Annotated in this window: 25 protein-coding genes and 1 riboswitch; of the genes, 9 read left to right on the top strand and 16 right to left on the bottom strand. The window is 63.7% G+C overall.

Translation table 11 applies throughout. The annotated features are described in order from the left end of the window. Positions 1–7: 7 nt before the first annotated feature. The 7 genes from nrdF to JEQ47_RS19045 form a co-directional block, all read right to left on the bottom strand. Entirely contained in the window at positions 8–982 is a 975-nt protein-coding gene (nrdF, locus tag JEQ47_RS19075) for a class 1b ribonucleoside-diphosphate reductase subunit beta (protein ID WP_198878029.1), read from the bottom strand. A 19-nt stretch (positions 983–1,001) separates the two neighbouring features. Next, positions 1,002–3,182 (bottom strand): class 1b ribonucleoside-diphosphate reductase subunit alpha, encoded by a 2,181-nt coding sequence (gene nrdE, locus JEQ47_RS19070; protein WP_198878028.1) that lies wholly within the window; start codon positions 3,180–3,182, stop codon positions 1,002–1,004. Next, entirely contained in the window at positions 3,164–3,568 is a 405-nt protein-coding gene (gene nrdI / locus JEQ47_RS19065; RefSeq protein WP_198878027.1) for a class Ib ribonucleoside-diphosphate reductase assembly flavoprotein NrdI, read from the bottom strand. The genes nrdE and nrdI overlap by 19 nt, the downstream gene beginning before the upstream one ends. Positions 3,569–3,590: 22 nt before the next feature. Further along, positions 3,591–3,812: a glutaredoxin-like protein NrdH gene (gene nrdH, locus JEQ47_RS19060; protein WP_198878026.1), complete on the bottom strand. Its 222-nt coding sequence runs from the start codon at positions 3,810–3,812 to the stop codon at positions 3,591–3,593. Positions 3,813–4,648: 836 nt separating this feature from the next. Continuing rightward, positions 4,649–5,494, bottom strand: a complete 846-nt coding sequence (locus JEQ47_RS19055) for a hypothetical protein (protein WP_198878025.1) — start codon at positions 5,492–5,494, stop codon at positions 4,649–4,651. Continuing rightward, a complete protein-coding gene (locus tag JEQ47_RS19050; RefSeq protein WP_198878024.1) occupies positions 5,491–6,135 on the bottom strand; it encodes a hypothetical protein in 645 nt (214 codons plus the stop codon). Before JEQ47_RS19050 ends, JEQ47_RS19055 begins: the two co-directional genes overlap by 4 nt. A 1-nt stretch (position 6,136) precedes the next feature. After that, positions 6,137–6,973, bottom strand: coding sequence for an N-acetylmuramoyl-L-alanine amidase (locus tag JEQ47_RS19045; protein WP_198878023.1), 837 nt, complete (start codon positions 6,971–6,973; stop codon positions 6,137–6,139). Positions 6,974–7,205: 232 nt separating this feature from the next. Between JEQ47_RS19045 and JEQ47_RS19040 the strand changes: the two genes are divergently transcribed. The 3 genes from JEQ47_RS19040 to JEQ47_RS19030 all read left to right on the top strand — a co-directional run bounded on the left by JEQ47_RS19040 (position 7,206) and on the right by JEQ47_RS19030 (position 11,187). Then, positions 7,206–8,387, top strand: coding sequence for a phosphoserine transaminase (locus JEQ47_RS19040; RefSeq protein ID WP_198878022.1), 1,182 nt, complete (start codon positions 7,206–7,208; stop codon positions 8,385–8,387). Positions 8,388–8,540: 153 nt separating this feature from the next. Continuing rightward, positions 8,541–10,124, top strand: coding sequence for a phosphoglycerate dehydrogenase (serA, locus tag JEQ47_RS19035; RefSeq protein ID WP_198878021.1), 1,584 nt, complete (start codon positions 8,541–8,543; stop codon positions 10,122–10,124). Between the two features lie 133 nt (positions 10,125–10,257). After that, positions 10,258–11,187, top strand: coding sequence for an aldo/keto reductase (locus JEQ47_RS19030; protein ID WP_198878020.1), 930 nt, complete (start codon positions 10,258–10,260; stop codon positions 11,185–11,187). Here the strand turns inward: JEQ47_RS19030 and JEQ47_RS19025 are convergent. Then, the gene (locus JEQ47_RS19025; protein ID WP_198878019.1) at positions 11,184–12,134 is read right to left on the bottom strand and encodes a DMT family transporter; all 951 of its coding nucleotides are present in this window, start codon (positions 12,132–12,134) and stop codon (positions 11,184–11,186) included. The two genes, JEQ47_RS19030 and JEQ47_RS19025, sit on opposite strands and share 4 nt — an antisense overlap. Before the next feature lie 154 nt (positions 12,135–12,288). On the opposite strand from JEQ47_RS19025, the gene JEQ47_RS19020 reads away from it, so the two are divergent. Together JEQ47_RS19020 and JEQ47_RS19015 are read left to right on the top strand one after the other, a co-directional pair. Then, positions 12,289–13,578: an adenylosuccinate synthase gene (locus JEQ47_RS19020; protein WP_198878018.1), complete on the top strand. Its 1,290-nt coding sequence runs from the start codon at positions 12,289–12,291 to the stop codon at positions 13,576–13,578. Positions 13,579–13,626: 48 nt separating this feature from the next. Next, positions 13,627–15,645 carry a hypothetical protein gene (locus JEQ47_RS19015; RefSeq protein ID WP_198878017.1) on the top strand — a complete coding sequence of 673 codons (2,019 nt, stop codon included), beginning with the start codon at positions 13,627–13,629 and terminating at the stop codon, positions 15,643–15,645. A 12-nt stretch (positions 15,646–15,657) separates the two neighbouring features. Here JEQ47_RS19015 and JEQ47_RS19010 read toward each other — a convergent pair whose 3' ends face one another. From JEQ47_RS19010 to thiB, 3 genes are all read right to left on the bottom strand, one after another. After that, the gene (locus JEQ47_RS19010; RefSeq protein ID WP_198878016.1) at positions 15,658–16,296 is read right to left on the bottom strand and encodes an ATP-binding cassette domain-containing protein; all 639 of its coding nucleotides are present in this window, start codon (positions 16,294–16,296) and stop codon (positions 15,658–15,660) included. After that, on the bottom strand, positions 16,280–17,872 hold the full coding sequence (locus JEQ47_RS19005; protein WP_198878015.1) for an ABC transporter permease family protein: 1,593 nt from the start codon (positions 17,870–17,872) through the stop codon (positions 16,280–16,282). Before JEQ47_RS19005 ends, JEQ47_RS19010 begins: the two co-directional genes overlap by 17 nt. A gap of 165 nt (positions 17,873–18,037) precedes the next feature. Continuing rightward, positions 18,038–19,042: a thiamine ABC transporter substrate binding subunit gene (gene thiB, locus JEQ47_RS19000; protein ID WP_198878014.1), complete on the bottom strand. Its 1,005-nt coding sequence runs from the start codon at positions 19,040–19,042 to the stop codon at positions 18,038–18,040. 74 nt (positions 19,043–19,116) lie between these two features. Beyond that, positions 19,117–19,215, bottom strand: a riboswitch (TPP riboswitch). Positions 19,216–19,242: 27 nt separating this feature from the next. Here thiB and JEQ47_RS18995 point away from each other — a divergent pair. Then, positions 19,243–19,950 carry a thiamine diphosphokinase gene (locus JEQ47_RS18995; RefSeq protein WP_198878013.1) on the top strand — a complete coding sequence of 236 codons (708 nt, stop codon included), beginning with the start codon at positions 19,243–19,245 and terminating at the stop codon, positions 19,948–19,950. A 47-nt stretch (positions 19,951–19,997) separates the two neighbouring features. Here the strand turns inward: JEQ47_RS18995 and JEQ47_RS18990 are convergent, their stop codons facing one another. Next, positions 19,998–21,815, bottom strand: coding sequence for an ABC transporter ATP-binding protein (locus JEQ47_RS18990; RefSeq protein WP_198878012.1), 1,818 nt, complete (start codon positions 21,813–21,815; stop codon positions 19,998–20,000). Positions 21,816–22,048: 233 nt separating this feature from the next. On the opposite strand from JEQ47_RS18990, the gene rpmE reads away from it, so the two are divergent. Beyond that, positions 22,049–22,270, top strand: a complete 222-nt coding sequence (rpmE, locus tag JEQ47_RS18985) for a 50S ribosomal protein L31 (protein WP_198878011.1) — start codon at positions 22,049–22,051, stop codon at positions 22,268–22,270. Positions 22,271–22,336: 66 nt separating this feature from the next. Then, entirely contained in the window at positions 22,337–22,657 is a 321-nt protein-coding gene (locus tag JEQ47_RS18980; RefSeq protein WP_198878010.1) for a YnfA family protein, read from the top strand. Between the two features lie 6 nt (positions 22,658–22,663). Here the strand turns inward: JEQ47_RS18980 and rcdA are convergent, their stop codons facing one another. The 4 genes from rcdA to JEQ47_RS18960 all read right to left on the bottom strand — a co-directional run bounded on the left by rcdA (position 22,664) and on the right by JEQ47_RS18960 (position 24,228). Continuing rightward, the gene (gene rcdA / locus JEQ47_RS18975; RefSeq protein WP_236020977.1) at positions 22,664–23,185 is read right to left on the bottom strand and encodes a protease adaptor protein RcdA; all 522 of its coding nucleotides are present in this window, start codon (positions 23,183–23,185) and stop codon (positions 22,664–22,666) included. A gap of 290 nt (positions 23,186–23,475) precedes the next feature. Beyond that, a complete protein-coding gene (locus JEQ47_RS18970) occupies positions 23,476–23,670 on the bottom strand; it encodes a hypothetical protein (protein WP_198878009.1) in 195 nt (64 codons plus the stop codon). Between the two features lie 38 nt (positions 23,671–23,708). Then, on the bottom strand, positions 23,709–23,945 hold the full coding sequence (locus JEQ47_RS18965) for a hypothetical protein (protein ID WP_198878008.1): 237 nt from the start codon (positions 23,943–23,945) through the stop codon (positions 23,709–23,711). Positions 23,946–24,045: 100 nt separating this feature from the next. After that, positions 24,046–24,228 carry a DUF1192 domain-containing protein gene (locus JEQ47_RS18960; protein ID WP_198878007.1) on the bottom strand — a complete coding sequence of 61 codons (183 nt, stop codon included), beginning with the start codon at positions 24,226–24,228 and terminating at the stop codon, positions 24,046–24,048. A gap of 79 nt (positions 24,229–24,307) precedes the next feature. On the opposite strand from JEQ47_RS18960, the gene JEQ47_RS18955 reads away from it, so the two are divergent. Beyond that, positions 24,308–25,330 carry an NAD(P)H-quinone oxidoreductase gene (locus tag JEQ47_RS18955; protein ID WP_236020976.1) on the top strand — a complete coding sequence of 341 codons (1,023 nt, stop codon included), beginning with the start codon at positions 24,308–24,310 and terminating at the stop codon, positions 25,328–25,330. The last annotated feature ends 5 nt before the right edge of the window (positions 25,331–25,335 follow it).

Here is a 25,335-nt window from a genome sequence, read left to right as displayed (position 1 = left end):
GCAGGGATCAGAAGTTCCAGTCTTCGTCCTCGGTGGCGATGGCCTTGCCGATGACGTAGCTCGAGCCCGAGCCCGAGAAGAAGTCGTGGTTTTCGTCGGCATTGGGCGAGAGGGCCGAAAGGATCGCCGCGTTGACCTTGCAGGCCTCGGGCGGGAACAGGGCTTCGTAGCCCAGGTTCATCAGCGCCTTGTTAGCATTATAGTGGAGGAACTTCTTGACGTCCTCGGTCAACCCGACTCCGTCGTAGAGTTCTTCGGTATAGCGCGCTTCGTTGTCGTAGAGCTCGAGCAGGAAGTCGAAGGCGAAATCCTTGATCTCCTGCTTGCGGGTGTCCGAGAGGCGCTCGATTTCGCGCTGGAACTTGTAGCCGATGTAATAGCCATGCACGGCCTCGTCCTTGATGATGAGGCGGATGAGGTCGGCCGTATTGGTGAGCTTGGCGCGGCTCGACCAGTACATGGGCAGATAGAAGCCCGAATAGAACAGGAAGCTTTCGAGGAAGGTGGAGGCCACCTTCTTCTTGAGCGGATCGCCGCTTTCATACTGGGCGAGGATCAGTTGCGCCTTGCGCTGCAGGAACTCGTTTTCTTCCGACCAGCGATAGGCGTCGTCGACGTCCGGCGTCAGGCACAGGGTCGAAAAGATCGACGAATAGGAGCGGGCATGCACCGCTTCCATGAAGGAGATGTTCGACAGAACCGCCTCTTCATGCGGGGTCTGCGCATCGGCCATCAGGCGCACCGCGCCGACGCCATTCTGGATGGTGTCGAGCAGGGTGAGGCCGGTGAAGACGCGGATGGTGAGCTGCTGCTCTTCCGGCTTGAGGGTCGCCCAGCTCGGAATGTCGTTCGAAAGCGGCACCTTCTCGGGCAGCCAGAAATTGGAGGTCAGGCGGTTCCAGACCTCGAGATCCTTGTCGTCCTGGATACGGTTCCAGTTGATGGCGCGAACCCTGGAAATCGGCTTGGCATGCATATTCATTGGTGTTGAAGCCTTTTTGTCAAAGCGCGCAGGAGACACAGCCCTGGACCTCGGTGCCTTCAAGGGCAAGCTGGCGGAGGCGGATGTAGTAGATGGTCTTGATGCCCTTCTTCCAGGCGTAGATCTGCGCCTTGTTGATATCGCGGGTGGTCGCGGTATCGCGGAAGAACAGGGTCAGCGACAGGCCCTGGTCGACATGTTGGGTAGCCGCCGCATAGGTGTCGATGATCTTTTCCGGGCCGATCTCATAGGCATCCTGGTAATAGTCCAGGTTGTCATTGGTCATGAAGGCGGCCGGATAATAGACGCGGCCGATCTTGCCTTCCTTGCGGATCTCGATCTTGGACACGATCGGGTGAATCGAGGAGGTCGAGTGATTGATGTAGGAGATCGAGCCGGTCGGCGGCACGGCCTGCAGGTTCTGGTTGTAGAGACCGGTCATCATGACCTTGGCCTTCAGATCGCGCCAGTCTTCCTGGGTCGGGATATGAATGCCGGCCTTTTCGAACAGCTCGGCGACCTTTGGCGTCGCGGGGACCCATTCCTTGTCGGTATATTTGTCGAAGTAGCTGCCATCGGCATATTTCGACTTGCCGAAATTCTTGAAGCTTTCGCCGCGTTCGGTGGCGATCAGGTTCGAGGCGCGCAGGGCGTGATAGGTCACCGTGTAGAAATACATATTGGTGAAATCGACGCCTTCTTCCGAGCCGTAGAAGATGCGTTCACGGGCAAGATAGCCGTGCAGGTTCATTGCGCCCAGGCCAATGGCATGGCTTTCGGCATTGCCCTTGGCGACCGAGGGCACCGAGGTGATGTTGCTCATGTCCGAAACGGCCGTCAGGGCGCGGATCGAGGTTTCGATGGTCTGGCCGAAATCGGTCGAGTCCATCGCATTGGCGATGTTGAGCGAGCCCAGGTTGCAGGAAATGTCCTTGCCCATGTGCTCGTAGCTCAGATCCTCGTTATAGACCGAGGCATCGCTGACCTGGAGGATTTCCGAGCAGAGATTGCTCATGGTGATGCGGCCGTCGATCGGGTTGGCCCGGTTCACCGTGTCCTCGAACATGATGTAGGGGTAGCCGCTCTCGAACTGAATCTCGGCGATGATCTGGAAGAATTCGCGCGCCTTGATCTTCTTTTTCTTGATGCGACGGTCCTCGACCATTTCGCGGTACTTTTCGGTGACCGAGATCTCGGTCATGGGCACGCCATAGACCTTCTGCACGTCATAGGGCGAGAACAGGTACATGTCCTCGTTGTCGCGGGCGAGTTCGAAGGTGATGTCGGGAATGACGACGCCCAGCGACAGCGTCTTGATGCGCACCTTCTCGTCGGCATTTTCGCGCTTGGTATCGAGGAAGCGCATGATGTCGGGATGGTGGGCGTGCAGGTACACCGCGCCGGCACCCTGGCGGGCGCCGAGCTGGTTTGCATAGGAGAAGCTGTCTTCGAGCAGCTTCATGACCGGCAGCACACCCGAGGACTGGTTCTCGATCTGCTTGATGGGGGCACCCATCTCGCGGATATTGGTGAGGCTCAGCGCCACGCCGCCGCCGCGCTTGGAAAGCTGCAGCGCCGAATTGATGGCGCGGCCGATCGATTCCATGTTGTCTTCGACGCGCAGGAGGAAGCACGAGACGAGCTCGCCGCGCTGTTTCTTGCCGGCATTGAGGAAGGTCGGGGTCGCGGGCTGGAAGCGGCCGGTGATGATCTCGTCGACGAGGTTCTTCGCCAGGACTTCGTCGCCGCGCGCCAAAGCCAGTGCCACCATGCAGACGCGATCTTCGTAGCGCTCGAGGTAGCGCTTGCCGTCGAAGGTCTTGAGCGTATAGCTGGTATAATACTTGAAGGCGCCGAGGAAGGTCGGGAAGCGGAACTTCTTGTCGTAGGCGTAGTCATAAAGATCGCGCACGAAGTTGAAGCTATAGTGGTCGAGCACGTCCTGCTCGTAATAGCCCTCTTCGACCAGATAGGTCAGCTTCTCGCGCAGGTTGTGAAAGAACACCGTGTTCTGGTTCACATGCTGCAGGAAATACTGATGCGCGGCCTGCTTGTCCTTGTCGAACTGGATCTGGCCCTGGTCATCGTAAAGATTGAGCATGGCATTGAGCGCATGGTAATCCAGCGCCTGATCATGCTTGTCCTGCGATGGCTTGCCGGCCGGCCGTTCTTCGGTGCGGTCTAGTGTGAGCGTGTCCAAAACCGTTCCAGTCCCTGTCTGACATTGGCGACATCCTCATCCGTTCCGAGAAGCTCGAAGCGGTAGAGGAGCGGCACGGCGCATTTCTGGCTGACGATGTCGCCAGCGATACAATAGCCGGTGCCGAAATTGGTGTTGCCCGAGGCGATGACGCCGCGGATGAGATCGCGGTTATGCGCGATGTTGAGGAAGCGGATGACCGGCTTGGGCACGGCGCCCTGGCCGCCGCCCCCGCCATAGGTGGGGAGCACGAGTACGAAGGGCTCGTCCACGACCGGCGGCTCGCTCGCGGCGTCCACCGGCAATCTCACACCACCCACACCCAGCTTCTCGACGAAGCGATGGGTGTTTTCCGAGGTGCTCGAATAATAGACGAGGCCGCCCATGGTCGCGCCCCTCCTCCCTCGATCAGGCCAGCGCGCCGATCATGTCGGGGCGGAAACCGGCCCAGTGCTGGTCACCGACCACGACCACCGGGACCTGGCGGTAGCCCATTTCTTCAACGCGCGCATAGGCGTCGGCGTCGGCGGAAATGTCGACCACGGTATAGTCGAGGCCCTTGCGGTCGAGCGCGCGGGTGGTGGCGGTGCACTGGACGCAGGCGGGCTTGCTGTAGACGGTGATGCTCATGGTCTTAAATCCTCATAGGACTTGCATTGCGCGGATGGCGCGAACCATCCGCAGGTGGACGTCGGGGTACAAGGCAGGCCGACTGGCGGCGGAACGACTTGGCCCAAAGGGCCGTCCTGGCATCGCTTCAAAGATAAACGCGCGAACCATCGCTTCAGTCATCCCCAAGTCACGAGCGCGCGAAGGCACTCGCCTGCCGTATTCCGGCTTCGTCCGGTCTGTCGTTGACGCTGTTACCAACCCGGGCCCGCGGGAGGGCGGACCAGAGTACTTGCCCCGTGCCCCGGCCCTGCATCGATCGTGTCGCCGATGCTTGTTCCGAGGGCTTGTCAGACGCTTTTTTTGAGCGCCGGACCGAGGATCAGAATTCAGCGATTCACGGGCTGGCGTCAACAACAGAAAATCACAACACCTAGCGTCGGACCCCTCGATTTTCGCAAGGGATGGTATGCGTAATATGGGATTAGCGGGGAAAAATAGCAAGCAAATCCGAGCCCTTCCGCACCCGAAGTGATCACGATTCCGGGGCTGGAAGGAGGTTTGCGAAAAGCTGCGTGAACTGGTGCTAAGCCTGCGAAAAATCAGCGGGTTCGGCCGCCTTAATAGGTCCTTTACCATATGCGCTGAAACCGAATCCCGCGCGCCGAAAACCCTGTCAAGGACCCATATTTTGACGACACCGGGAGACCGGCGCGGCGTCTACCCATAGTGGGGTCGACAGGCAACGGCTTGTGTCCCACTCCAGGACCGTGGCCGCCCTGGCGGATCATCGAAAACGACCGGTCAGGCGCTGCCAGTCGGACCGAGGAACAGGGCTTGCTGTTGGCTTGCTCGGCCTATTCCGGGCAAATCCGGTCCGTCGCCGCCTCGTTCTGCGTCAGCAGCGCATCGGGAGACCCGGTCTTGGCGAATTCGGCAGCAGCGGGGTCTTGCTCGTGTCGCTGGCGCAGAAAGGTGTCCAGCGCCCGCAGGGATATGCAGTCCTTGGCGCGATAGAGCGCATCGCGGTCCGCCAGGTCACGCCAGAAGGCGGATTCGATCAGGCCTTTTCGCGGATCATTGTAGGTGGCCATGGCCTTTTGATCGGTCGCAAAGGCCGACAGAAACGCTGCCGTTACTTTGTCATCCACACGCAGGGGCCGCGGTGACTTGCTGGTCATGGCTTCGTAGAGGACGAGGAACCACATGTTGACCATTCGCTTGGTCGCCGGATCGCTTGGATCGGGCAGCATGCGGTCATAATGCGCGGCCAGCGCCTGAGCGAGGATCAGTTTCTCAAACACTGCATGCGTTCCCAGGTCCTGGATGCGCTCGCGTTCCTTGTTCCCTATCCCCCGCAGGACGTCTATCGGGATGACGAGGTCGAGGGATGTGCGCTTGATGCTGAGCGGCACCTCAACCCGCAATTCGTTGTGCAGAACGGTGTCTCCACCCACCTTCTGCTCCGGCAGCGTGATGATGAAGGTCGGCTCGTACCGCCAGGTGACATTGTCCTCAAAGCCCACGGTCACCTCGTTGGCCGTGGGCATGAGCGGTTCAGGCAAGGTCGTGTCGCCGTCGCGGGCCACATGGACCTTGAGGCCCTCCGGCCAGGCGCCATAGGTGCGCAGGGTGACGGTCACCGCAGCGCTTGGCGCGACCATGGCCAGCGTCAGACAAAGGACAATACTGAAACGGATCATCCCATTGGCCCCTTTTGCCCCGGTGACGGATCGGGGACATCTGCTGGTTCCACGATCTCGGCTTGGGCGGGATCGTCGGCCTTGACCACCCCACCCTTCTTGTCGGTCGCCGGACCGAATGCAGCGATGCCGGGGTTGAGCCTCAGGCCGACAATGGCCGCAAAGACCACGGCACAAAAATAGCGGATACTGCCCGCAATGGTCGAAAGGACCGCCACATTCGATGTGAGCTTTTCGGGCGCCACATCCGCCAGCAACAGCGTTTGCGCGCCGACCGTGTCGATGACGATCTGCAGGTGCAGATAGGCAAGCCAGCAGAGGGCCGCCAGGGTCAAGATGGAGAGGGTCTGGAACGTCGATGACCGGGGTGGCGCCACAAAGGCCAGGAGGCCACCGAGGATGGCGGGCGTCAATTCGCTGGTCACGGATAGCTGCTGCAGGACCACTGGCGCGAACGAAGCCACGCCGGCTAGGCTGTGGGCGAGCAGTTCGGTCTGGGTGACATGGAGCCCCGCAAGGACTGCCGCCCAGATGGCGAGCAGCATGACGAATGTCCCGGCAAACAGGATATAGCGCACCAGCGGAGAAATCTGGATCGGGGCGGCCTGGGCAGCGGGCTCGACGGATGGGACTGGGGTCATTTCAGCTCAGATACGCTCCATTCACCCAGCCCGACATGTCGGGTTGGCCATTGGCATTGAGCACCGAAACCAGGAACCAGCCTTCCGCGCGCTGCAGCACCTCTACTGACGTGCCCAGCGGCAGCACTTTGAGGACTGCCGCCGATGTCGATGGCCCGGACCGCAGGTTGAGGCCCTCGGTGGCCGAAACCTGGAAATCGCTGTTGGTATCGTCCTGACGCCCGCCGAAGACCAGGCTGCGGAAACGATCGAGGTCGAAAGCCGGACCCGGATCCCATTTGCGCCCGCGCGAAATCTCTTCGTGGCCGACAATCGTGTCGATGCCGTAATGGGCCACGAGTTCGCGCGCAACGAGAGCCGCCGACTGGACCTGAATGTCGGGATAGCCTTCCCACCCGATGGGCGTCGAACTGCCGTCCGGATTGCCATTGGGATGGATAGCCAGGATCGGATCGGCAATTTTCTTTTGAGTATAGGTCTGCCAACCGTCGGGCGTGCGCTGCAAGTAGCCCCAATTGGCCAGCTCTATCCCCAGACTAAAGTGGTTAAGCCCTACCAGATCTCGGAATTTCGACTTGCCGGCATGCCAGGCCACCGTGTTGAACGGCACACACTGGATAACAGTACCATCACGCTCGATGACAACATGGGCCGAAGAACCTGGATTGGCGGCACTCTTGAACCAGTCCGCACTGGATGCAGCAGTACCGCCATAGGTAAAGTGCATGACCAGTATTTTTGGTGGAGAAGCAAACACTTCACCGACATACGGTGACTTGACGAACTCGACGGATTGACCGTCGACAATCAACTTGTGACTCTTCAAAGGCAGTGTCAACGAGGCCCCCTCTCGAAGAAAAACTGCTGCCTTATCTGTTCTCCTTTTTGTTCGTCCGTCAATCCGGGCCGAAACATTTGATGTTATGCCAAGCGGCAGCAAGAAAGCCGACCCAAGACAAAGTAGTGACGACCGACGATTCCCGTTGACGGCAGCCCCGCCCGGGCGTATTTCCGGCCTCAGGACACCTCGCCCTAACGCGAGGCGCATAGGCCTGGGAGGGCCGCTTGAGATGGCTGATACGCCCCTGACCGCACCGGCGGTAAAACCGGCTAACCCCAATTTTTCGTCGGGTCCTTGTGCCAAGCGTCCAGGCTGGACGGTTGAAGCGCTGGCTGGCGCCCTGACTGGACGCTCGCATCGCGCCAAGGTCGCCAAGGCCCGCATCCAGGAAGCCATCGACCTCACCCGCGATCTGCTCGAAGTGCCGGCCGACTATCGCATCGGCATCGTCCCCGCTTCCGATACCGGCGCGGTGGAGATGTTCCTCTGGAGCGCGCTGGGCGCCCGGGGCGTCGACATGCTGGCCTGGGAATCGTTCGGCGCCGGCTGGGTCACCGATGTGCAGAAGCAGTTGAAGCTTCCCGACGTGCGCGTCCTCGAAGCCCCCCATGGCGAATTGCCGGACCTGACACAGGTCGATTTCAACCGCGACGTGGTCTTTACCTGGAACGGCACCACTTCGGGCGTCCGCGTTCCCGATGCCAACTGGATTCCCGCCGACCGCGAAGGCCTCACCATCTGCGACGCCACTTCGGCCGCCTTTGCGCAGAAGCTCGATTTCGCCAAGCTCGATGTCGTCACCTTCTCCTGGCAGAAGGCGCTGGGCGGGGAAGCCGCGCACGGCATCCTGATCCTCTCGCCCCGCGCCGTCGAACGGCTCGAGACCTACAAGCCCGATCGCCCGTTGCCCAAGATCTTCCGCATGACCAAGGGCGGCAAGCTGATCGAGGGCATCTTCAATGCCGAAACCATCAACACCGTCTCGATGATCTGCATCGAGGACGCCATCGACGCGATGAAATGGGGACTGGGGCTTGGCGGGCTCAAGGCCATGCAGGCCCGTGCCGATGCGAATTTCAAGGTGCTGGCCGACTGGGTAGAAAAGACCGGCTGGGTCGATTTCCTCGCCAAGAAGGCCGACCAACGCTCGAACACCTCGGTCTGCCTCTCGATCACCGACCCCGACATCGTGGCGCTCGACGATGAAACTCAGGCCGCCTTTGCCAAGGCCATCGTCGCCCGCCTCGACAAGCTCGGCGTCGGCTATGACTTTGGCTCCTACAAGGACGCCCCGGCGGGCCTGCGCATCTGGGCAGGCTCGACTGTGGAAGCCTCCGACCTTGCAGCGCTGACCCCGTGGCTCGACTGGGCCTTCGCCCAGGAAAAGGCCGCGCTCAAGGCCGCTGCGTAAGACTTGAACGACCCCCACCCTTGATCCCTCCCCACAAGGGGGAGGGAGACGATGAACTCGGAGCGCAGTCCTTGCGCCTCGCTCCCCTCCATGGGGAGGGACCGAGGGTGGGGTGATCCATCAACGCAATCGATATTCAGGGACCATCCCAAAATGCCAAAAGTTCTCGTTTCGGATAAACTGAGCCCCACCGCCGTCCAGATCTTCAAGGACAATGGCGTCGAGGTGGATTACCTGCCGGACCTCGGCAAGGATAAGGACAAGCTGTTCGAAGTCATCGGCCAGTATGATGGCCTGGCCATCCGCTCGGCCACCAAGGTCACCGAGAAGATCATCTCGGCGGCGACCAATCTCAAGGTCATCGGCCGCGCCGGCATTGGCGTCGACAATGTCGACATTCCGGCCGCGACCAAGAAGGGCATCATTGTGATGAACACGCCCTTCGGCAATTCGATCACCACGGCCGAGCATGCCATCGCCATGATGTTCGCGCTGGCCCGCCAATTGCCCGAGGCCGACGCTTCGACCCGTGCCTCGAAGTGGGAAAAGAACCGCTTCATGGGCGTCGAGGTGACCAACAAGACCCTGGGCCTCATCGGCGCCGGCAATATCGGCTCTATCGTTGCCGACCGCGCCCTAGGACTCAAGATGAAGGTCGTGGCGTTCGACCCCTTCCTGACCCCGGAACGCGCCCAGACCATGGGCGTCGAAAAGGTCGAGCTCGATGACCTCTTGGCCCGCGCCGACTTCATCACGCTGCACACGCCGCTGATCGACGCCACCCGCAACATCCTCAATGCCGAAACCCTCGCCAAGACCAAGAAGGGCGTGCGCATCATCAACTGTGCCCGTGGCGGCCTGATCGATGAGGCGGCGCTCTACGACGCACTGAAATCGGGCCAGGTGGCCGGTGCCGCGCTCGACGTGTTCCTGGTCGAACCGGCCGAAAGCAATCCGCTCTTCGACCTGCCCAACGTCATCTGCACCCCCCATCTCGGCGCGTCGACCACCGAAGCCCAGGAAAACGTAGCGCTGCAGGTGGCTGAGCAGATCTCGGCCTACCTGATGACCGGCGAGATCACCAACGCGCTGAACTTCCCCTCGATCTCGGCCGAGGAAGCCCCGATCATCACCCCCTGGGTCAAGCTTGCCGAAACCCTGGGCTCATTTGCCGGCCAGCTCACCGAAACGGCCATTTCGGGCATCAAGATCGAGTTCGAAGGCACCCCGGCCACGCTCAACATCAAGCCGATGATCGCCGCCGCCATCAATGGCGTGCTGAAACCCTCGCTGGGCGACATCAACATGGTTTCGGCGCCGCAGATCGCCAAGGATCGCGGCATCGTGGTGGAAACCACCACCCGCGACCAGCAGGGCGCCTATGAAGGCTATATCCGCCTGACCGTGACCACCGAACGCCAGGTGCGCGGCATTGCCGGCACGCTGTTCGCCAATGGCAAGGCACGCGTCATCCAGGTCAAGGACATCAACATGGAAGCCGAGCTTTCGCCGTCCATGCTCTATGTCACCAACGAGGACAAGCCGGGCCATATCGGCCGCCTCGGCACGCTGCTGGGCAAGCTCGGCATCAACATCGCCAACTTCAACCTCGGCCGGGCCGAGGTGGGCGGCGACGCCATCGCCCTGGTTTCCATCGATGGCAGCCTGACCGACGAGCAGATCGCCGAGGTCGGCAGCCTCGAGGGCGTCAAGCAGGCCAAGGCCCTGCGTTTCTGACGAGACGTCTTACCCCGAATATCGGGCCCCGCCGGAGACCACCGGCGGGGCCTTCTTTTTGCGCTATTGCCGGGCTAGTCTTTCGGTGTTTCCTGCGTCGCCACGACGCGTCCCCCCGAAAGCCGAGGCCTTCATGAAAACCTTCAAGGTGCCGCACACCGATCTCACCGTGTCGAGCGTGGTGCTTGGCCTCATGCGCATCGCCAAGATGAGCGACGCCGAAATCCAGGCCCTGTTCAGCTCCGCCCGCGACGCCGGCATCACCGTGTTCGACCATGCCGATATCTATGGCGGCGACCGCCATCGCTGCGAGGAACGCTTTGGCGAAGCCATTACGCTGTCAGCCGCCGAGCGCGAGAAGATCCTGATCCAGAGCAAGGTCGGCATCCGCAAGGGGTTCTTCGATTTTTCCTCCGAGCACATCCTCCGGACGGTCGATGAATCGCTTGCCGCGCTGCGCACCGACTATCTCGACGTGCTGTTGCTGCATCGTCCCGACACCCTGGTCGAGCCCGAGGACGTGGCCGCAGCCTTCGACAAGCTCGCGGCATCAGGCAAGGTCCGGCATTTCGGTGTCTCCAACCATACGCCGGGGCAGATCGAGCTTCTCAAGACGGCGGTTACCCAGCGGCTGCTGTTCAACCAGGTCCAGCTCAGCATTCCCCATGCCAATCTCCTCGCCCAGGGAGTGGCCGCCAACATGGACGGTCTCGAGCAGTCGGCCAGCCGCGACAATGGTCTGCTCGACTATTCGCGCCTCAAGGGCATGATGCTGCAGGCCTGGTCGCCCTTCCAGCATGGCTTCTTCGAGGGCGTCTTCGTTGGCGACCGGGAGAACTTTGCCGAGCTCAACGACGTCATGGACAAGCTGGCGGCTAAATACGACGTCACCCCGACCGGCATCGCGGTGGCCTGGATCACCCGCCATCCCGCCAACGTGCAGGTCGTGCTGGGCACCACCAGGCCCTCCCGCGTCGCCGAATGCGCCGCCGGCTCGTCCGTGCCACTGACCCGCGAAGAGTGGTACCGGCTGTTCCGCGCCGCGGGGCATACGCTGCCTTAGGCGGCAACACCCCGCCGCGCCGCCCACTCCGCCAGGACGATGCCCGCAATGATGATGGCCGCCGCGAGGAAGTGGTAGGGCTGAAGGCTTTCGCCCAGGATCACGACCGAGCCGAGCGTACCGAAAACCGGGATGAGATTGTGGCTGGGCGCGGCGCGGTTGGGGCCAACCAGCTCGACCCCGCGCGCATAGGCGACCTGGCTGAACATGGATGGAAAGATCGCCACATAGGCGATGACTGCCCATACCGTGGGCGAGGCATGGGCGAGCGTCGCCACCTGTCCCAGCCCACCGCCGAACAGCGCCAGCATGATCACGGCAGCGCTTGCGGCGCCAAAAAAGGAAACCGCCATGAAGCTCATGATGTGGACTTGCGGCCGGAAGCGCAGCCCCAGCGTATAGGCGGTATAGGCGAGGCACGCGAGAATGACGAAAGCGTCGCCGATATTGATGTCCATGGTCAGGAGGCGCGCCGGGTCGCCATGGGTAGCGGTGAGGATGACGCCGAAAATAGCCAGGATGACGCCGACGATCTGGATCACCTTCGGGCGGACCCGGAAGACGATGAAATTGGCGCCCAGGATCAGCATCGGCAGCGAGGCCTGCTCGATGGCCGAATTGACCGCCGTGGTGAATTTGAGCCCGACATAAAGAAAGGCGTTGAACAGCGCATAGCCGACAATGCCGAAGGCCATCAGCACCGGCCAGGTGCGGCGCACCACGGCCCAGTCGCGCCGGAGGTTCGCAAAGGCGAAGGGCATGATGAAGGCGGTGGCCAGGACGCAGCGGCAGGCGAGCAGCAGGAAGGGATCGATTTCCCCCACCACCAGCTTGGCCGCCACGACATTGCCGCCCCAGAACAGTGGCGCCAGCACCAGAAGCAGATAGGGCTGATCCAGAACGCTGGCGAAAATGCCGCTGCTTTGGGTCTCTTGCGGCTTTGTCATCGTCTTCAGGGTGATGTAAGGACAGTCGGACTTAACAGTTATTCGGCCACAATCAAACCCGACAAAAGTGGCCGGGGGGACTTCACGTCCGATCATCAGGGACCCGTCTGTTGGCGGCTCCCTTTCCTGTGCCTTCTTTGGGGAAGACTGAAATATGGCGAATGTGGTTGTCGTCGGCTCGCAGTGGGGCGACGAGGGCAAGGGCAAGATCGTGGACTGGCTTTCGGAGCGCGCCGACGTCGTCGTGCGCTTCCATGGCGGACACAATGCCGGCCATACCCTGGTCATCGATGGCGTCAGCTACAAGCTGGCGCTGCTGCCCTCCGGTCTCGTCCAGGGCAAGCTGTCGGTGATCGGCAATGGCGTGGTGGTCGACCCGCATCACTTCGTTCAGGAAATGGCCAAGCTGCGCGGCCAGGGCGTCAACATCACCCCCGAAGTCCTGCGCATCGCCGATAATGCCCCGCTGATCCTTTCGCTGCATCGCGAGCTTGACGGTATCCGCGAGGACGCCAATTCCGGCCTCAAGATCGGCACCACCCGTCGCGGCATCGGCCCGGCCTATGAGGACAAGGTGGGCCGCCGCGCCATCCGCCTCATCGACCTTTCCGAACCCGATACGCTGATGCCCAAGATCGAGCGGCTGCTGGCACACCATAATGCGCTGCGGCGCGGCATCGGCCTCGTCGAGATCGAAGCGCAGACCATCTTCGACGAGCTGACCTCCATCGCCGGGGAAATCCTGCCCTTCATGGACCAGGTCTGGCGCGTACTCGACGACAAGCGCCGCGAAGGCGCCCGGATCCTTTTCGAAGGCGCACAGGGCGCGCTGCTCGACAACGATCACGGCACCTATCCCTTCGTGACCTCGTCCAACACCGTGGCCGGCCAGGCGGCCGCCGGCTCGGGCCTCGGGCCCACCGCCATCGGCTATGTGCTGGGCATCACCAAGGCCTATACGACCCGCGTCGGCGAAGGCCCGTTCCCCTGCGAACTCGACGACGAGATCGGCCGCCATCTGGCAACGGTCGGGCGTGAAGTGGGCGTCAATACCGGCCGCCCGCGCCGCTGCGGCTGGTTCGACGCCGTGCTGGTGCGCCAGACCGTCAAGACTTCCGGCATTACCGGCATCGCGCTGACCAAGCTCGACGTGCTCGATGGTCTCAAGGAGATCAAGGTCTGCGTCGGCTACGAGCTCGATGGATCACGCATTGATTATTTGCCTGCCTCAATGGGGGCACAGGCCCGCGTTAAGCCGATCTATGAAACGCTCGAAGGCTGGTCGGAAACCACTGCGGGCGCCCGTTCCTGGGCCGAATTGCCGGCGCAGGCCGTAAAATATGTGCGTTACATCGAAGAACTGATCGGCGCGCCCGTTGCCCTCTTGTCCACCAGTCCCGAACGGGCCGATACCATCCTTGTGGTTGACCCATTCCAAGACTGAGAATTTTTGCTAAAAGACTGCGCTGTCAGAGTGAGTACCAAGTAGCCAATGGCGGATTACAAGGAGCTGTTGCGTCGGGCGATCTCGGCGCTGCCGGAGAACAACGGGGCCGCGCGACGCGCGGTCTACGAGAAGGCGCGTTCGGCCCTTGTCGGCCAGTTGCGCGCTATCCAGCCTCCGCTGCCGGCGCGTGACATCACCCAGCATCGCCTCCAGCTCGAAGACTGCATCCGCCAAGTCGAGCAGGAAGCCAGCGAAGCGGTGATCAGCCTGGGGCGCGATGGCGCCCCGGCCGCCCGCCAGTCCTCCATGCCTGCGCCGGCGCCTTCCCGGCCCGCTCCGGCTCCCGTTCCCACCCCCTCACCCGCGCCTGTCGTCGCGCCCCCTGCCCCGCCGCCGGTGGCCAAGGTCGAAGCCAAGACGCCCGAACCAATCCCGCCCAAGCCGGAACCGGTCCTGAAGGCCGTCGAGCCCGCTCCGGTCGCCGTGGTTGAAAAGCTGCCCGAGCCGAAGCCGGAAGCACCTGTCAGCGTTGACGCAGACAAGGACGCCGCCACCGCCTCGATCGAGGACATCATCGCCCAGGCCGAAGCCGCCACGGCCGATGATGCGACCGATTCCGGAAGCGAGACCACCGCCAACAAGCCGCTGCCCTTCGAAATCCGCCCGGTCAATCCGGCTCCCGGTCCGGCCGCGCGTCCGAGCCGCCCGTCGCTCTTTGCGCCGCGCAGCGAGCCAGTCATGCCGGTCGCCGTTGGCGCCGCTGCTTCCGCTGCAGTTCTGGCGCCGCGCGTCGAACCGGTCCTGGGCAGCACGGCCCTGGCTAGCCAGCCGGTGCTGACCGAGCCGGTGGTGATCGGGCAAGCCCAGGTAGACACGGCCCTCTCGACCGAGCGTGAAGTCGAGGTCGAGCAGGACGACACCCGCGCCGCCGAAGGCGCCATCGAACGGGCCATCGAGACGCTGGACCGCGAAGCCCGCGGCGAAACCACCGAGCCCCTGCCCGATCGTGCGGATGCACCCGATAGGCCTGCCGATACGCAGGACGAGGATGCCGGCTTTGCGCCCGCCGGCGCAGTCCGCCGCTCGGGTGCGGGCCTGACCATTTTCCTGATCGTCTTTGCCGTGCTCCTGGCCGGTGTCGGCGGCGCCGGCTTCTGGGCCTGGCGCGAAGGCTATGTCGACCTCGACCAGATGTTCGGCCGGGCCCAGCCCGCGACGACGCAGGTGGCGACGGAAACCGAGCCGGTCAGCGTCCCGACCATGGACAGCACGCCGCCGGCCGCGACGACCACGAGCGAGGAAGGCGCCTCTGGCCCGGGCAATACCGCGACCACCACGGCCGCCGAGCCCACCAGCGCCCTCGAAGTGACCGAGGATCGCCTCGAGCCGACGCCAGAACCCGTCACCCCGACGGGCAATGAAACCGTCCTGCCCTCGATCGGCGCCGAACCGAAGGGCGAAGAGCGCCTGTCGGGCGAAGAAACCTCGATCGCCGCCGTCGAGGACCCGGCCGCCACGGTCGATCCGGCGCTGCTTGCCGGCAACCAGTCGCTGCTGCTCGAAGCCTCGACCAATGGTCAGGGCGGCGCCGTGCCGTTCTCGGGCACGGTGGAATGGAGCCAGGGCACGGACGAACTGGGCCTGCCGACGCTCGTGGGCGAGGCCAGCATTCCGGCGCGCAATCTCGGCGTGGCCATCACCATCCGCAAGAACAACGACCCGGTGCTGCCGGCCAGCCATCTGATGGAAATCACCTTCGACGTGCCCGAGACCTTTATCGGCGGCTCGATCGCGACCCTGGCCGGCGTTCTGCTCAAGGACGAAGAACTGGTGCCCGGCACGGCCCTGGCCGGGGCCGCCGCCCGCATTGTCGGCAACACTTTCCTTTTCGCCCTCAGCGCCTCGCCGGATGATCTGACCAGCAATACCAACCTGCTCGACACGCGCCGCTGGATGGATCTGGCCATCGTCTATGGCACGGGCCGCAACGCCATCCTCACCCTCGAAAAGGATGAGGACGCGCAGACCCTGTTCGATACGGTGCTTGCAGCCTGGGACGAGTAAGGGCCCGGAGCGCTAGACGCGCTCCAGCCGACCCTCGACGATCCGGTAATGCGCCTCGGCCAGTGCGGCGATGTCGTCGGCGTGGTGACTGACCAGCACCGTGTGCCAGCCGTGCCGGCGTGTCAGTTCGCCCACCAGGTCGCGCGTCGTGCGGCGCGTTTCATCGTCCAGCGCCGAAAACGGCTCGTCGAGAAGCAACACTGCGCGGGCCCGAAGCAGGGTACGGGCCAGAGCCACGCGCTGCTTCTGCCCGCCCGACAATGTCGCCGCCGGCTTACCGGCGAACCCCGCCAGTCCCACTTCCGCCAGCGCCGAAGCGACCCTTTCCTGCGCCTCGGCCTTGGGCGTGCCGCGCGGCAGACCCAGGCGGGCGTTCTCCTCGGCGCTCAGGTGCTCGAAAAGATTGTCGGCCTGCAGCAGCAGCGAAACCGGCCGCGCTTCCGGGGCGAGGGGCAGCAGGTCCACGCCATCGAGCGTGAGCCTGCCGCTGGCCGGGTGGACAAAGCCCGCAAGCAGATCGAGCAGGGTCGACTTGCCCGAGCCGCTGGCGCCGGAAATGGCCGTCACCTGGCCCGGCGCCGCTTCCAGCGTAAACCGATAGGATGCCGGCTGCCCGGGATGGGCGAAGACGAGGTCATCGGCGCGGAGCATGTGCAATCCTTTCGAGGAGGCGCGGCAGCCCGACAAAGGCGGCGATGGTGAAGATCAGCAGCAGCGCGGCAATCGCCGCCGCATCATTGGACTTGTAGGAGCCGAGCGCCCGGTACATCAGCAGCGGCAGGGTCTGAAAATCCTGCGTCCCGAACAGCGCGATGACGCCGAGATCGCCCAGCGAGAAGCAGAAGGCTAGGGCCAGCATGAGGCCGATGTCGCGGCCGATCAGGGGATATTCGATCGCCGCGAACTGCCGCCAGCCGGACAGGCCAAGAGAGCGGATCAGCTTGCCCCGGCTGCGGAGGATGGCGTCGAGCGGTGGCCCCAGCGTTGCGATGGCAAAGGGCAAGGACAGGAGACTGTTGGCAAAGATAACAACAACGGGCGCCGCCATGCCACCCGGCACGCCCAGCGCCCGCACGAGCAGGAAAAAGCCCAGCGACAGCACCACCGCCGGCACGGCCAGATACGCATAGGCGGGGACGCCCAAAAGCGTGCGGGCAGCCGGAAGGTGCGCGGCGCTCCGCCCCAGCGACAGGATCAGCGCCAGCGCCAGCGTCACGAGCGCCGAACTGGCGCCGATGACGAGGCTGGTCAGCGTGGCGCGCCAGAAGCTGGCTTGGCCGAGCACGCGCAAAAGCCCGCTGGCCAACCCGTCGTACAGCACCGAAAGGAGCGGCAGGGCGAAGCCGATCGTGCCGATCACCAGGACCAGCCATTGCAGCACCCGCACCGGCGCGGCATCGCGCCAGCTCGGCTGAGCCGAGCGGCTGAGCGCCGAGGGCACCGGGGTGAAGGCGGAGGCAAGGAGGATGACAATCGAACAAACGGCGATCTGGGTCAGCGCCAGCCGGACCGCACCGACAAGATCGAAGTCGAGGCGCACGGCCGTATAGATGGCCACTTCCAGCGTCTGGTTGGCCGGCCCGCCGCCCAGCAGCAGCACGATCGGAAAACTGGTGAAGGCGAGGAGAAAGATGATGGCGCCGAGTCCGGGCAGGCTGCCGCGCAGCGCCGGCCAGTCGATCAACACGAAACGCTGCCAGGCCGAGAGCCCCAGCGACTGGCCGACTTTCAGCCGGTTCTGGGGAATGCTGTCGAGGCGCGCCAGAAGAATGCGGGCGGCAAAGGCGCCATCGAGCACAACATGGGCCAGCAGGATGCCCGAAAGCCCATAGGCGGGGCTGTCGAAGCGGATGCCGAACAGGCTTTCCGTCGCCTGGTTGATCCAGCCGTTGCGGCCCCAGATGGAAAGAAGGCCGAAAGCCACCACCATGCCGGGCGTGACAATGGCGGCGGCAAAGAGCCCGACCACTAGGTCGCGGCCGAAAAAGCGCAGCCGGTTGAGCGCCCAGGCCAGGGCCGTGCCGACCAGCAGCGACAGCACCATGGTGAGCCCGGCCTGGAGGCTGGTCATCCTGAGGAGGTGGGGAATATCGACGCGCGACCCGCTCGCAGCGTCCGTCGCGGCATCGAGAATGGCCCAGAGCACCGCGGCGATCAACGCCGCGATGAGCAAGGTGAGCGCCGTGGCGGCGGCAATGCGCAGGGGGCGGTGGGGAAGGGTCAGCATGGAGATCGGTCCATGGCATCCCCCTCACCCGTCTCGGCCTCCGGCCGATCCACCCTCTCCCCGATGGGGAGAGGAATAGAAGCAGGCGCCGCACCATTCTTCTCCCCATCGGGGAGAAGGTGGCGCGCAGCGCCGGATGAGGGGGAGCTATCCACGGATCGAACCTTACTGCACAGCGGCCAGCATCTCGTCGATCCAGGCTGCCGAATTGGCGGTGATCTCGGCCTCATCGAGAACGAGCGTCTTTTCCGGCTGCGGCAGGCCCTGGAAGGACGCATCGAGATCGACGCCGAGATCGACGACGGGGAACATCCAGTTGGTGGTGGGAATGGCCTTCTGGCCCTCGACCGAGGTGAGGAAGGCAAGGAAGTCGCGCGCCAGTTCCTGCTGGTCGGAAGACTTCAGGATTCCCGCCACCTCGATCTGCGGGAAGTGGCCTTCGGTGAACATCGCCGCCTTGATGGTGTGATCGTCCTGGTCGAAGATGTGGTAGGCCGGCGAGGTAGTGTAGGAGAGCACCATGTCCGCCTCCCCTTCGAGGAAGAGCGCATAGCTCTCGCTCCATTCGCGGGTGATGGTGAGGATATGCGGCTTGAGACCGGCCCAGATTTCGGGCGCCCGGTCGCCATAGGCGGCCTTGATCCAGACCAGCAGCCCGAGGCCTGGCGTAGCCGAGCGCGGATCCTGGATGGCGATCTTGATGTCGTCATCAAGGGCGATCAGTTCCTCGAACGAGGTCGGCGGCACCGGCATGGTGTTGGTATCGTGCATGAAGGCGAAGTGCGAATAATCGAAGGGCACGAACTGCGCATCGGTCCAGGTGGTCGGCAAAGCCAGGTGGCCGAGGTCGAGGCCGTGGTCGGCAAAGAGCCCGGTGGCGCGGGCTTCCCCGGCAATGGCCGTATCGAGCCCGAGGATCATGTCGGCTTCGGTGGTGTCCCCCTCGAGCTGCACCTTGCGCAGCGTGCCGATGGAACTGTCGGCCGCCACAAAGTTGACGGTGCAATTGCATGTGGCCTCGAAGCCGTCCTTGAGCGGCACGCCCGGCCCCCATTCGGAGGCAAAGCCGTCATAGGTGTAGATGGTGAGCGTGGGCTTGTCCTGTGCGAACGCACCGCCGGAAAATCCGGCAACAAGGACCGCAAGCGCGACGGAGGAAAACTTGACCATGACCGGTCATCCCTTCAATCAGTTGCGGCCATGGGTGAAGGGATGTGTCAATGGCGTGCGGACGCGCGAGGGCACCCTTGCCATCTCGAACTTCCTCCGCCAGCATGACCTGGTTCAGGTTCTATGGGTAACTCTCAGCTCCGGCGGCAACCGGAACACCCCAGCGAGACGGTGCGGACCTTATTGAGAGTGAACCAAGAGTGCAATCCCCCATTCAGCCGACCGAAAAACCCCTGCTGAGCTTCGACCGGCCGCTGGCCATTGTCGGCGGCGGTACCACGGATAGCGCGCTTTTGCGCGAGCTCGTGGCGCGCAACGTCGCCCTGGTCGGAGCCGATGGAGGCGGCAATGCCATCGGTGCCGCCGGTCTCGTTCCCGAAGCCATCCTGGGCGATCTTGATTCGCTCGAGGATCGCGCCGGGTGGGAAAAACGCACCCGCGTCATTCACATCCCCGAACAGATCACCACCGATTTCCAGAAGGCGCTCTACTCGACAGCGGCGCCCGTAACGCTGGCCTTGGGCATGACCGGCAAACGGCTCGACCACACCCTCGCCGCGCTCAGTGCCCTCCACGAAGTGGCGCAGCACCGCAAGGTGATCCTGGTCGACGAGGTGGACGTGGCCCTGGCCGTATCCGGCCCGTTCGCCTTTGAAGCCGCGCGCAAGGAGCGCATATCGGTCCACCCGCTGGTGCCGATCATTTTTGAACGCACCGAGGGCCTCTACTACCCGATGAACGACCTGCTGCTCGATCCCGCGGGGCGGCTTGGCACCTCCAACGAGGGTACAGGCGGGCACGTCGAAATTGTGCCCAGGGATAGGACGCCCTGGCTGCTGATCCTCGGCCGGGAAAGGCTGTGGGACTTGGTGGAGGGGTGTCTGAGGGGTGGCATTACCCCCACCTAACCTCCCCCTGAAAAAGGGGGAGGCCGGGTTGGGGGTAAATGCGCCCCTTAGACCGCTTCGGCCAGGCGGAACTGCAGCCGCGCCAGTTCGGCATAGCGGCCGCCCTTGGCGACGAGCTGGTCATGGGTGCCCCGATCAATGACCTCGCCGCCCTCGAGCACGAGGATGGTATTGGCATCGCGGATAGTGGCGAGCCGGTGGGCGATGACCAGCGTGGTGCGGCCCGCCATCAGGTGTTCGAGCGCCAGTTGCACCAGCCGCTCGGACTGGGCGTCGAGCGCCGAGGTGGCTTCGTCGAGCAGTAGGATCGGGGCATTCTTGAGAATGGCGCGCGCAATGGCGAGGCGCTGCTTCTGCCCGCCCGAAAGCATGACGCCGCGCTCGCCCACCACCGTGTCATAGCCCCGCGGCAAGTCGGCGACGAAATCATCGACCAGCGCCGCCTTGGCGGCCGCCACCACCTCGTCCATGCCGGCATCGGGCTTGCCGAAGCGGATATTGTCCGCGATCGTTCCGGCAAAGATGATCGGCTCCTGCTCGACATAGGCGAAGCGCTGCCGGAGATCGGTCATGGTGACGTCGCGGATGTCGACGCCATCGACCCGGATGGCGCCGCCGGTCACGTCGTAGAAACGCTGCAACAGCGAAAGCGTCGTCGACTTGCCCGAGCCCGAGGGCCCGACCAGCGCCACGGTCTCGCCCTTGCCCACGGCAAAGCTCACGCCATTGAGCACCATGTCGCCGCCCGGGCCGCCATAGGAGAAGCTGACATTCTCGAAATCTACGGTCCCCAAGGGGGTGGCGGGCAGGACGACCGGATGGACGGGATCGACAATTTCGGGCTCGGTATCGAGAATTTCGATCAGCCTCTCGGTGGAGCCGGCCACCGTCTGCAGCGACCCCAGCACTTCCGACAGGTTGGTCAGCGCCCCCGAAGCCATCAGCGCATAGACCAGGAACTGCGCCAGTTGCCCGGCAGTCACCGTGCCTTCGAAAACCGACCGTGCTCCCCACCAGACGAGGCCCACCAGCGCCGCTGTGCCAAGGAAGATGACCATGCCCACAAGGAAGGCACGGGCCCCCAGCCGACGGGTTTCGGCGACATAGCTGGCTTCGCTGTTGTGGCGATAATGGGCGGACTGCACCTCTTCCTGGGTGAAGGCCTTGACCGTGCGGTTGGCGCCCAGCATTTCGGTGCTCATGGCCGACAATTCGGCCAGCGCGTCCTGGGTCCGGCGCGACATGCCATGAAGCCGCCGCGAATAGGCCATGACCGGGATCAGGATGGCCGGCAGGGCGACGACGACGCCCAGGGTCAGCAAGGGGCTGGTCAGCAGCATCATGACCAGCGCGCCCACGATGGTAACTAGCGAGCGCAGCGCCAGCGACAGATTGGAGCCGACGGCGCCCCTGATGACGCTGGTATCGCCATTGAGCCGGCTGGTCAGCTCGCCAACGCGATGCGTATCGAAATAGCGCGCATCGAGCCGCAGCAGATGGGCGAAGACCGCTTGCCGCAGATCGGCGACGACGCGTTCACCGATCACGGAAATGAAATAGAACCGCGCACCGCTGGCAACACCCATGATGACGGCGATGCCGACGATCAGCCAGCCATACTGGCCCACCACTTCAAGGTTCTGGGCGATGAAGCCCTCGTCGATCGCGCCGCCCAGCACAGCCGGAATGGCCAGCGACGAGATGGCGGAGACGAGCAGGAACAGGATTGTAAGGGTCAGGCGCAGCGGGTAGCGCAAAAGGAATGGCAGCAGCCGTCGCAGCGGCTGCAACTGCCGGGGCGCGGCCTTGACGTCCTCGACGATCTTTTCAGGGTCGGATGCTGCCGAAACGGCCTGGTCAGTCATGGGTGAAACGCGCCGCTTCTGCTGGTGAGCCGACCTGGGCCGGCGGTCGCACCCATATAAGGGCTGGTCTTGAAGCCCGCAACCGCGCTGCGGCAGGCAATATTGCCGCGCCACTTGTTCACCGCAAGGCATTCCGAGGCCTTGCAGAACCCGTTCTTCTGCTGTAGGAAGCCGCCCAACACCAGATTGATGCTCTCCGGGCGCCGCGGCGCCCGTTTGATTTGAGGCAAGAGATGAAGACCGACATCCATCCCGACTACCACACCATCACCGTGGTCATGACCGACGGCACCACCTACCAGACCCGTTCGACCTACGGCAAGGAAGGCGACACGCTGCAGCTCGACATCGACCCCAAGACCCATCCCGCCTGGACCGGCGGCACGGGCCAGCTGATGGACCGCGGCGGTCGCGTCTCGCGCTTCAAGGAGCGTTTCAAGGGCCTCGGTATCTAAGCCAGCCTTGCAGTTTTTCGAAAAGCCCGGCCAATGTGCCGGGCTTTTTGTTTCGGGACGCCGCCGATGACCTTTCTTCTTTTTCTGGCCGCTGCGGCTTTCGAGATCCTGGGCTGCTACCTGGTCTGGCTGGCCATGCGCCAGGACCAGCCCTGGCTCTGGCTGCCCGCCATCGCCTCGCTGGCGCTTTTCGGCTACCTGCTGTCGCTGACCGGCACGGACAGTGCGGGTCGCGCCTTCGCCGTTTATGGCGGCATCTATATCCTGGCCTCGGTTGCCTTCATGGCCGGCATCGAGGGAATACGGCCGGATCGCTGGGACCTGATCGGCAGCGCCCCGGCTCTGGCGGGGGCGGCGGTGATCTTTTTTGCGCCGCGCGGTGCGTGAGCCGGCCTATTCGGCGCGGGCGAAGGCGGCCTTGAGGCGCGAGAGCTGATCGGCCACACCATTGGCAACGCCCGGGGTGACGTCGGGCAGGTTGCCGCGCTCCAGGGCATCGAGCTGCATCACCCGCTCGAACAGGCGATCGCCCTTGTCGATAAAGGTGCGCAGCGTCAGCGGCAGTTCGTCATAGCCCGGCCCGCCGCGTTGCGACGGCGTGGCGGAAAACTTGACCTTCTCCTTTTCGGAGCGGGCATTGTCGCGCGAGATTTCGCCCTCATTGACGGCGCGCTGCAACAACAGCCACGAGGCCAGTTGCATGAGGCGGGTGGTGAGGCGCATGGATTCGGTGGCGTAGAGGAACCCCGCTTCGCGCGGCAGCACGCGGCTTTCCAGCCGCCCTTCGGCGTCGAGATAGGCGGCCACGGCTTCGATCAGGCCCATGCCTTCGCGATAAAGCGCGTCGAACCCGCCCGACGCCACGATGCGCGGACCGATCGATATTGCCTGCCTGGTTTCGCCACTGTCGGCCAAGGATGCCCCTCCGATTGATCCATGTTAACGCCGGGCAGCGTCATGGTCACCTCACAGGTCCCAGTATTGTTAATTTTGTGGTGGAAGCGTGACCACCAAATGCCGGTCCCAAAAAGAAAAAGAGCCGCAAAGCTGCAGCTCTCGAAGTTAACAGGGAGGCGTCAAACAGAGGGAGAAACCACTCTGAAAATCCAGAACAAATCTGAATAATGACACCCTAACGCCCAAAGATTAATTCGCTCTTAACAGGCAGAGATTTCTTAACCCTGCCCGTTGACTTGGCCGCAACCCTAAGTCCGGCCCTCGATCAGGGTGCGGCCGGTCAGGGTAATGATCGTATCCTTGCCAATGACATCGACCCAGCCCTTGGCCAGAAGCGGCGCGATGTCGCCGGGCGCCGGTCCGGCACCGCCCCTTGCCAGGGCCCGCAGCGCCGCCACGTCCCGATCGGTCGCGCCTTCCAATATCAGGTCGTTCTCTCGCATCTTCCATCTCCTCCCAGGACAGGGTCGCGAAATGCGGTTCAGAACCGGGCTTTGTCCATAAGCCAAAGGTCGGAGCGGCGATGGCGCGCCGCCAGCAACTGGCGCATGAAGACCTGCACCGGCTCGGTCTGCCAGGCCCGCTCCAGCGCCGTGCGCGCCGGCTGCAGGACACGCGCCGGAAATTCCTGCAGCGGTGCCCGCGTCAGTTCTGTCTCAAGAAAATAGAGGCCGCTCAAAGTCAAAAGCAGGGCCACGCCCAGAAGATTCCAATCCACTCCGCAACTCCCCAACCGCAATGGACAAAACCTACCCGGCAGCGGAGAAAAAGCGACAGTAACCGCTTGTTAACACTAACAGCCGGCCTCGTACTCGGGACTAGAACTTGAACGCGGCCTCGGCGGCCTTGCGCGAATCCCCCTTGGCGGCAATGGCGGCCTGCAGGCGCGAAATTTCAGCTTCGAGCAGGCCGATTCGCTCCTCGAGTTCGGTCACGGAGAGACTGTCGAGACCCATGCCCAGTTCGTGGGTCAGCTTCGGCTTGCGAATGTCTTCGTCCATCTTGGTCTCCTTCGTCGCTGGATCGCGAGTGTAGCCCACTCCCCTTGCCGGGCAAGCCGGCTTGCGCCAGCATGGCGCCATGACCATTCCCAGCGACATGCTTGCCATTGCCATTGCCGCCCCGGGCGGACCCGAAGCGCTGGTGCCCGTGCGCCAGCCAGTGCCCGTGCCCGGTCCCGGCGATGTGCTGATCCGCGTTGCCGCTGCCGGGGTCAACGGACCCGACCTGGCGCAGAGGCGCGGCCACTACGCGCCGCCGCCGGGCGCTTCGCCGCTGCCCGGACTTGAAGTGGCCGGCGAAATTGCCGCCATCGGCTCCGGGGTAACCGGCTTTGCCGCAGGCGACCGCGTCATGGGGCTGACCAATGGCGGCGGCTATGCCGAATATGCAGCCGTGCCCGCCGGGCAGGTCCTGCCCATCCCCGATGGCTGGAGCCTTGTCGAGGCCGCGTCCCTGCCTGAAACCTGGTTCACCGTGACCCAGACGCTGGTAATGCGTGCCGGGCTGGCGCCCGGCATGACCGTGCTGGTGCATGGCGGGGCCGGCGGCATTGGCGGGGCGGCCATCCAGATCTGCGCCATCGCGGGGGCCAGGGCCATTGCCGTGGTCTCCAACGAGGACAAGGCCGACTATTGCCAGAACCTGGGGGCACTCGCCGCGATCAACCGCACGCAGGAGAACATCGCCGAACGCGTCATGGCGCTGACCGACGGACATGGCGCCGATCGGGTGGTGGATCTCGTGGGGGGAGCCCTGACTGCGGTCAATGTCGCCGCTTCGGCGCGCGGCGGCCATATTGTGCAGATTTCTACCTTGGAAGGCGCCAGCGCCACTGTGCCCCTGCGCACCATGATGGCCAAGGACCTGACCCTTTCCGGCTCGACGCTGAGGCCGCAGAGCGCTGCCACCAAGGCCGCCATTGCCACCCGCATCCGCTCCGACTTCCTGCCCGCGCTGGGCAATCCGGACTGGATCAAGCCCGATATCGACACCTTTCCGCTCGCCGAGGCGCATCGGGCGCATGCGGCGATGGAAAGCCGGCACCACCGTGGCAAGCTGGTCCTCCTCACCGCCTTCGGAGCCGGGGAGAAAGCGAGTTAGCCGTT

It is taken from the genome of Devosia sediminis, assembly GCF_016411825.1.
Lineage (GTDB): Bacteria > Pseudomonadota > Alphaproteobacteria > Rhizobiales > Devosiaceae > Devosia > Devosia sediminis.
This window is presented reverse-complemented; position numbering and strand designations above follow the sequence as displayed.

Coding starts and splice junctions, on each gene's coding strand:
- nrdF (WP_198878029.1), bottom strand. CDS start 982: ATGAATATGCATGCCAAGCCGATTTCCAGGGTTCGCGCCATCAACTGG.
- nrdI (WP_198878027.1), bottom strand. CDS start 3,568: ATGGGCGGCCTCGTCTATTATTCGAGCACCTCGGAAAACACCCATCGC.
- nrdH (WP_198878026.1), bottom strand. CDS start 3,812: ATGAGCATCACCGTCTACAGCAAGCCCGCCTGCGTCCAGTGCACCGCC.
- JEQ47_RS19055 (WP_198878025.1), bottom strand. CDS start 5,494: ATGATCCGTTTCAGTATTGTCCTTTGTCTGACGCTGGCCATGGTCGCG.
- JEQ47_RS19050 (WP_198878024.1), bottom strand. CDS start 6,135: ATGACCCCAGTCCCATCCGTCGAGCCCGCTGCCCAGGCCGCCCCGATC.
- JEQ47_RS19040 (WP_198878022.1), top strand. CDS start 7,206: ATGGCTGATACGCCCCTGACCGCACCGGCGGTAAAACCGGCTAACCCC.
- serA (WP_198878021.1), top strand. CDS start 8,541: ATGCCAAAAGTTCTCGTTTCGGATAAACTGAGCCCCACCGCCGTCCAG.
- JEQ47_RS19030 (WP_198878020.1), top strand. CDS start 10,258: ATGAAAACCTTCAAGGTGCCGCACACCGATCTCACCGTGTCGAGCGTG.
- JEQ47_RS19025 (WP_198878019.1), bottom strand. CDS start 12,134: ATGACAAAGCCGCAAGAGACCCAAAGCAGCGGCATTTTCGCCAGCGTT.
- JEQ47_RS19020 (WP_198878018.1), top strand. CDS start 12,289: ATGGCGAATGTGGTTGTCGTCGGCTCGCAGTGGGGCGACGAGGGCAAG.
- JEQ47_RS19015 (WP_198878017.1), top strand. CDS start 13,627: ATGGCGGATTACAAGGAGCTGTTGCGTCGGGCGATCTCGGCGCTGCCG.
- JEQ47_RS19010 (WP_198878016.1), bottom strand. CDS start 16,296: ATGCTCCGCGCCGATGACCTCGTCTTCGCCCATCCCGGGCAGCCGGCA.
- JEQ47_RS19005 (WP_198878015.1), bottom strand. CDS start 17,872: ATGCTGACCCTTCCCCACCGCCCCCTGCGCATTGCCGCCGCCACGGCG.
- thiB (WP_198878014.1), bottom strand. CDS start 19,042: ATGGTCAAGTTTTCCTCCGTCGCGCTTGCGGTCCTTGTTGCCGGATTT.
- JEQ47_RS18990 (WP_198878012.1), bottom strand. CDS start 21,815: ATGACTGACCAGGCCGTTTCGGCAGCATCCGACCCTGAAAAGATCGTC.
- rpmE (WP_198878011.1), top strand. CDS start 22,049: ATGAAGACCGACATCCATCCCGACTACCACACCATCACCGTGGTCATG.
- JEQ47_RS18980 (WP_198878010.1), top strand. CDS start 22,337: ATGACCTTTCTTCTTTTTCTGGCCGCTGCGGCTTTCGAGATCCTGGGC.
- JEQ47_RS18970 (WP_198878009.1), bottom strand. CDS start 23,670: ATGCGAGAGAACGACCTGATATTGGAAGGCGCGACCGATCGGGACGTG.
- JEQ47_RS18960 (WP_198878007.1), bottom strand. CDS start 24,228: ATGGACGAAGACATTCGCAAGCCGAAGCTGACCCACGAACTGGGCATG.
- JEQ47_RS18955 (WP_236020976.1), top strand. CDS start 24,308: ATGACCATTCCCAGCGACATGCTTGCCATTGCCATTGCCGCCCCGGGC.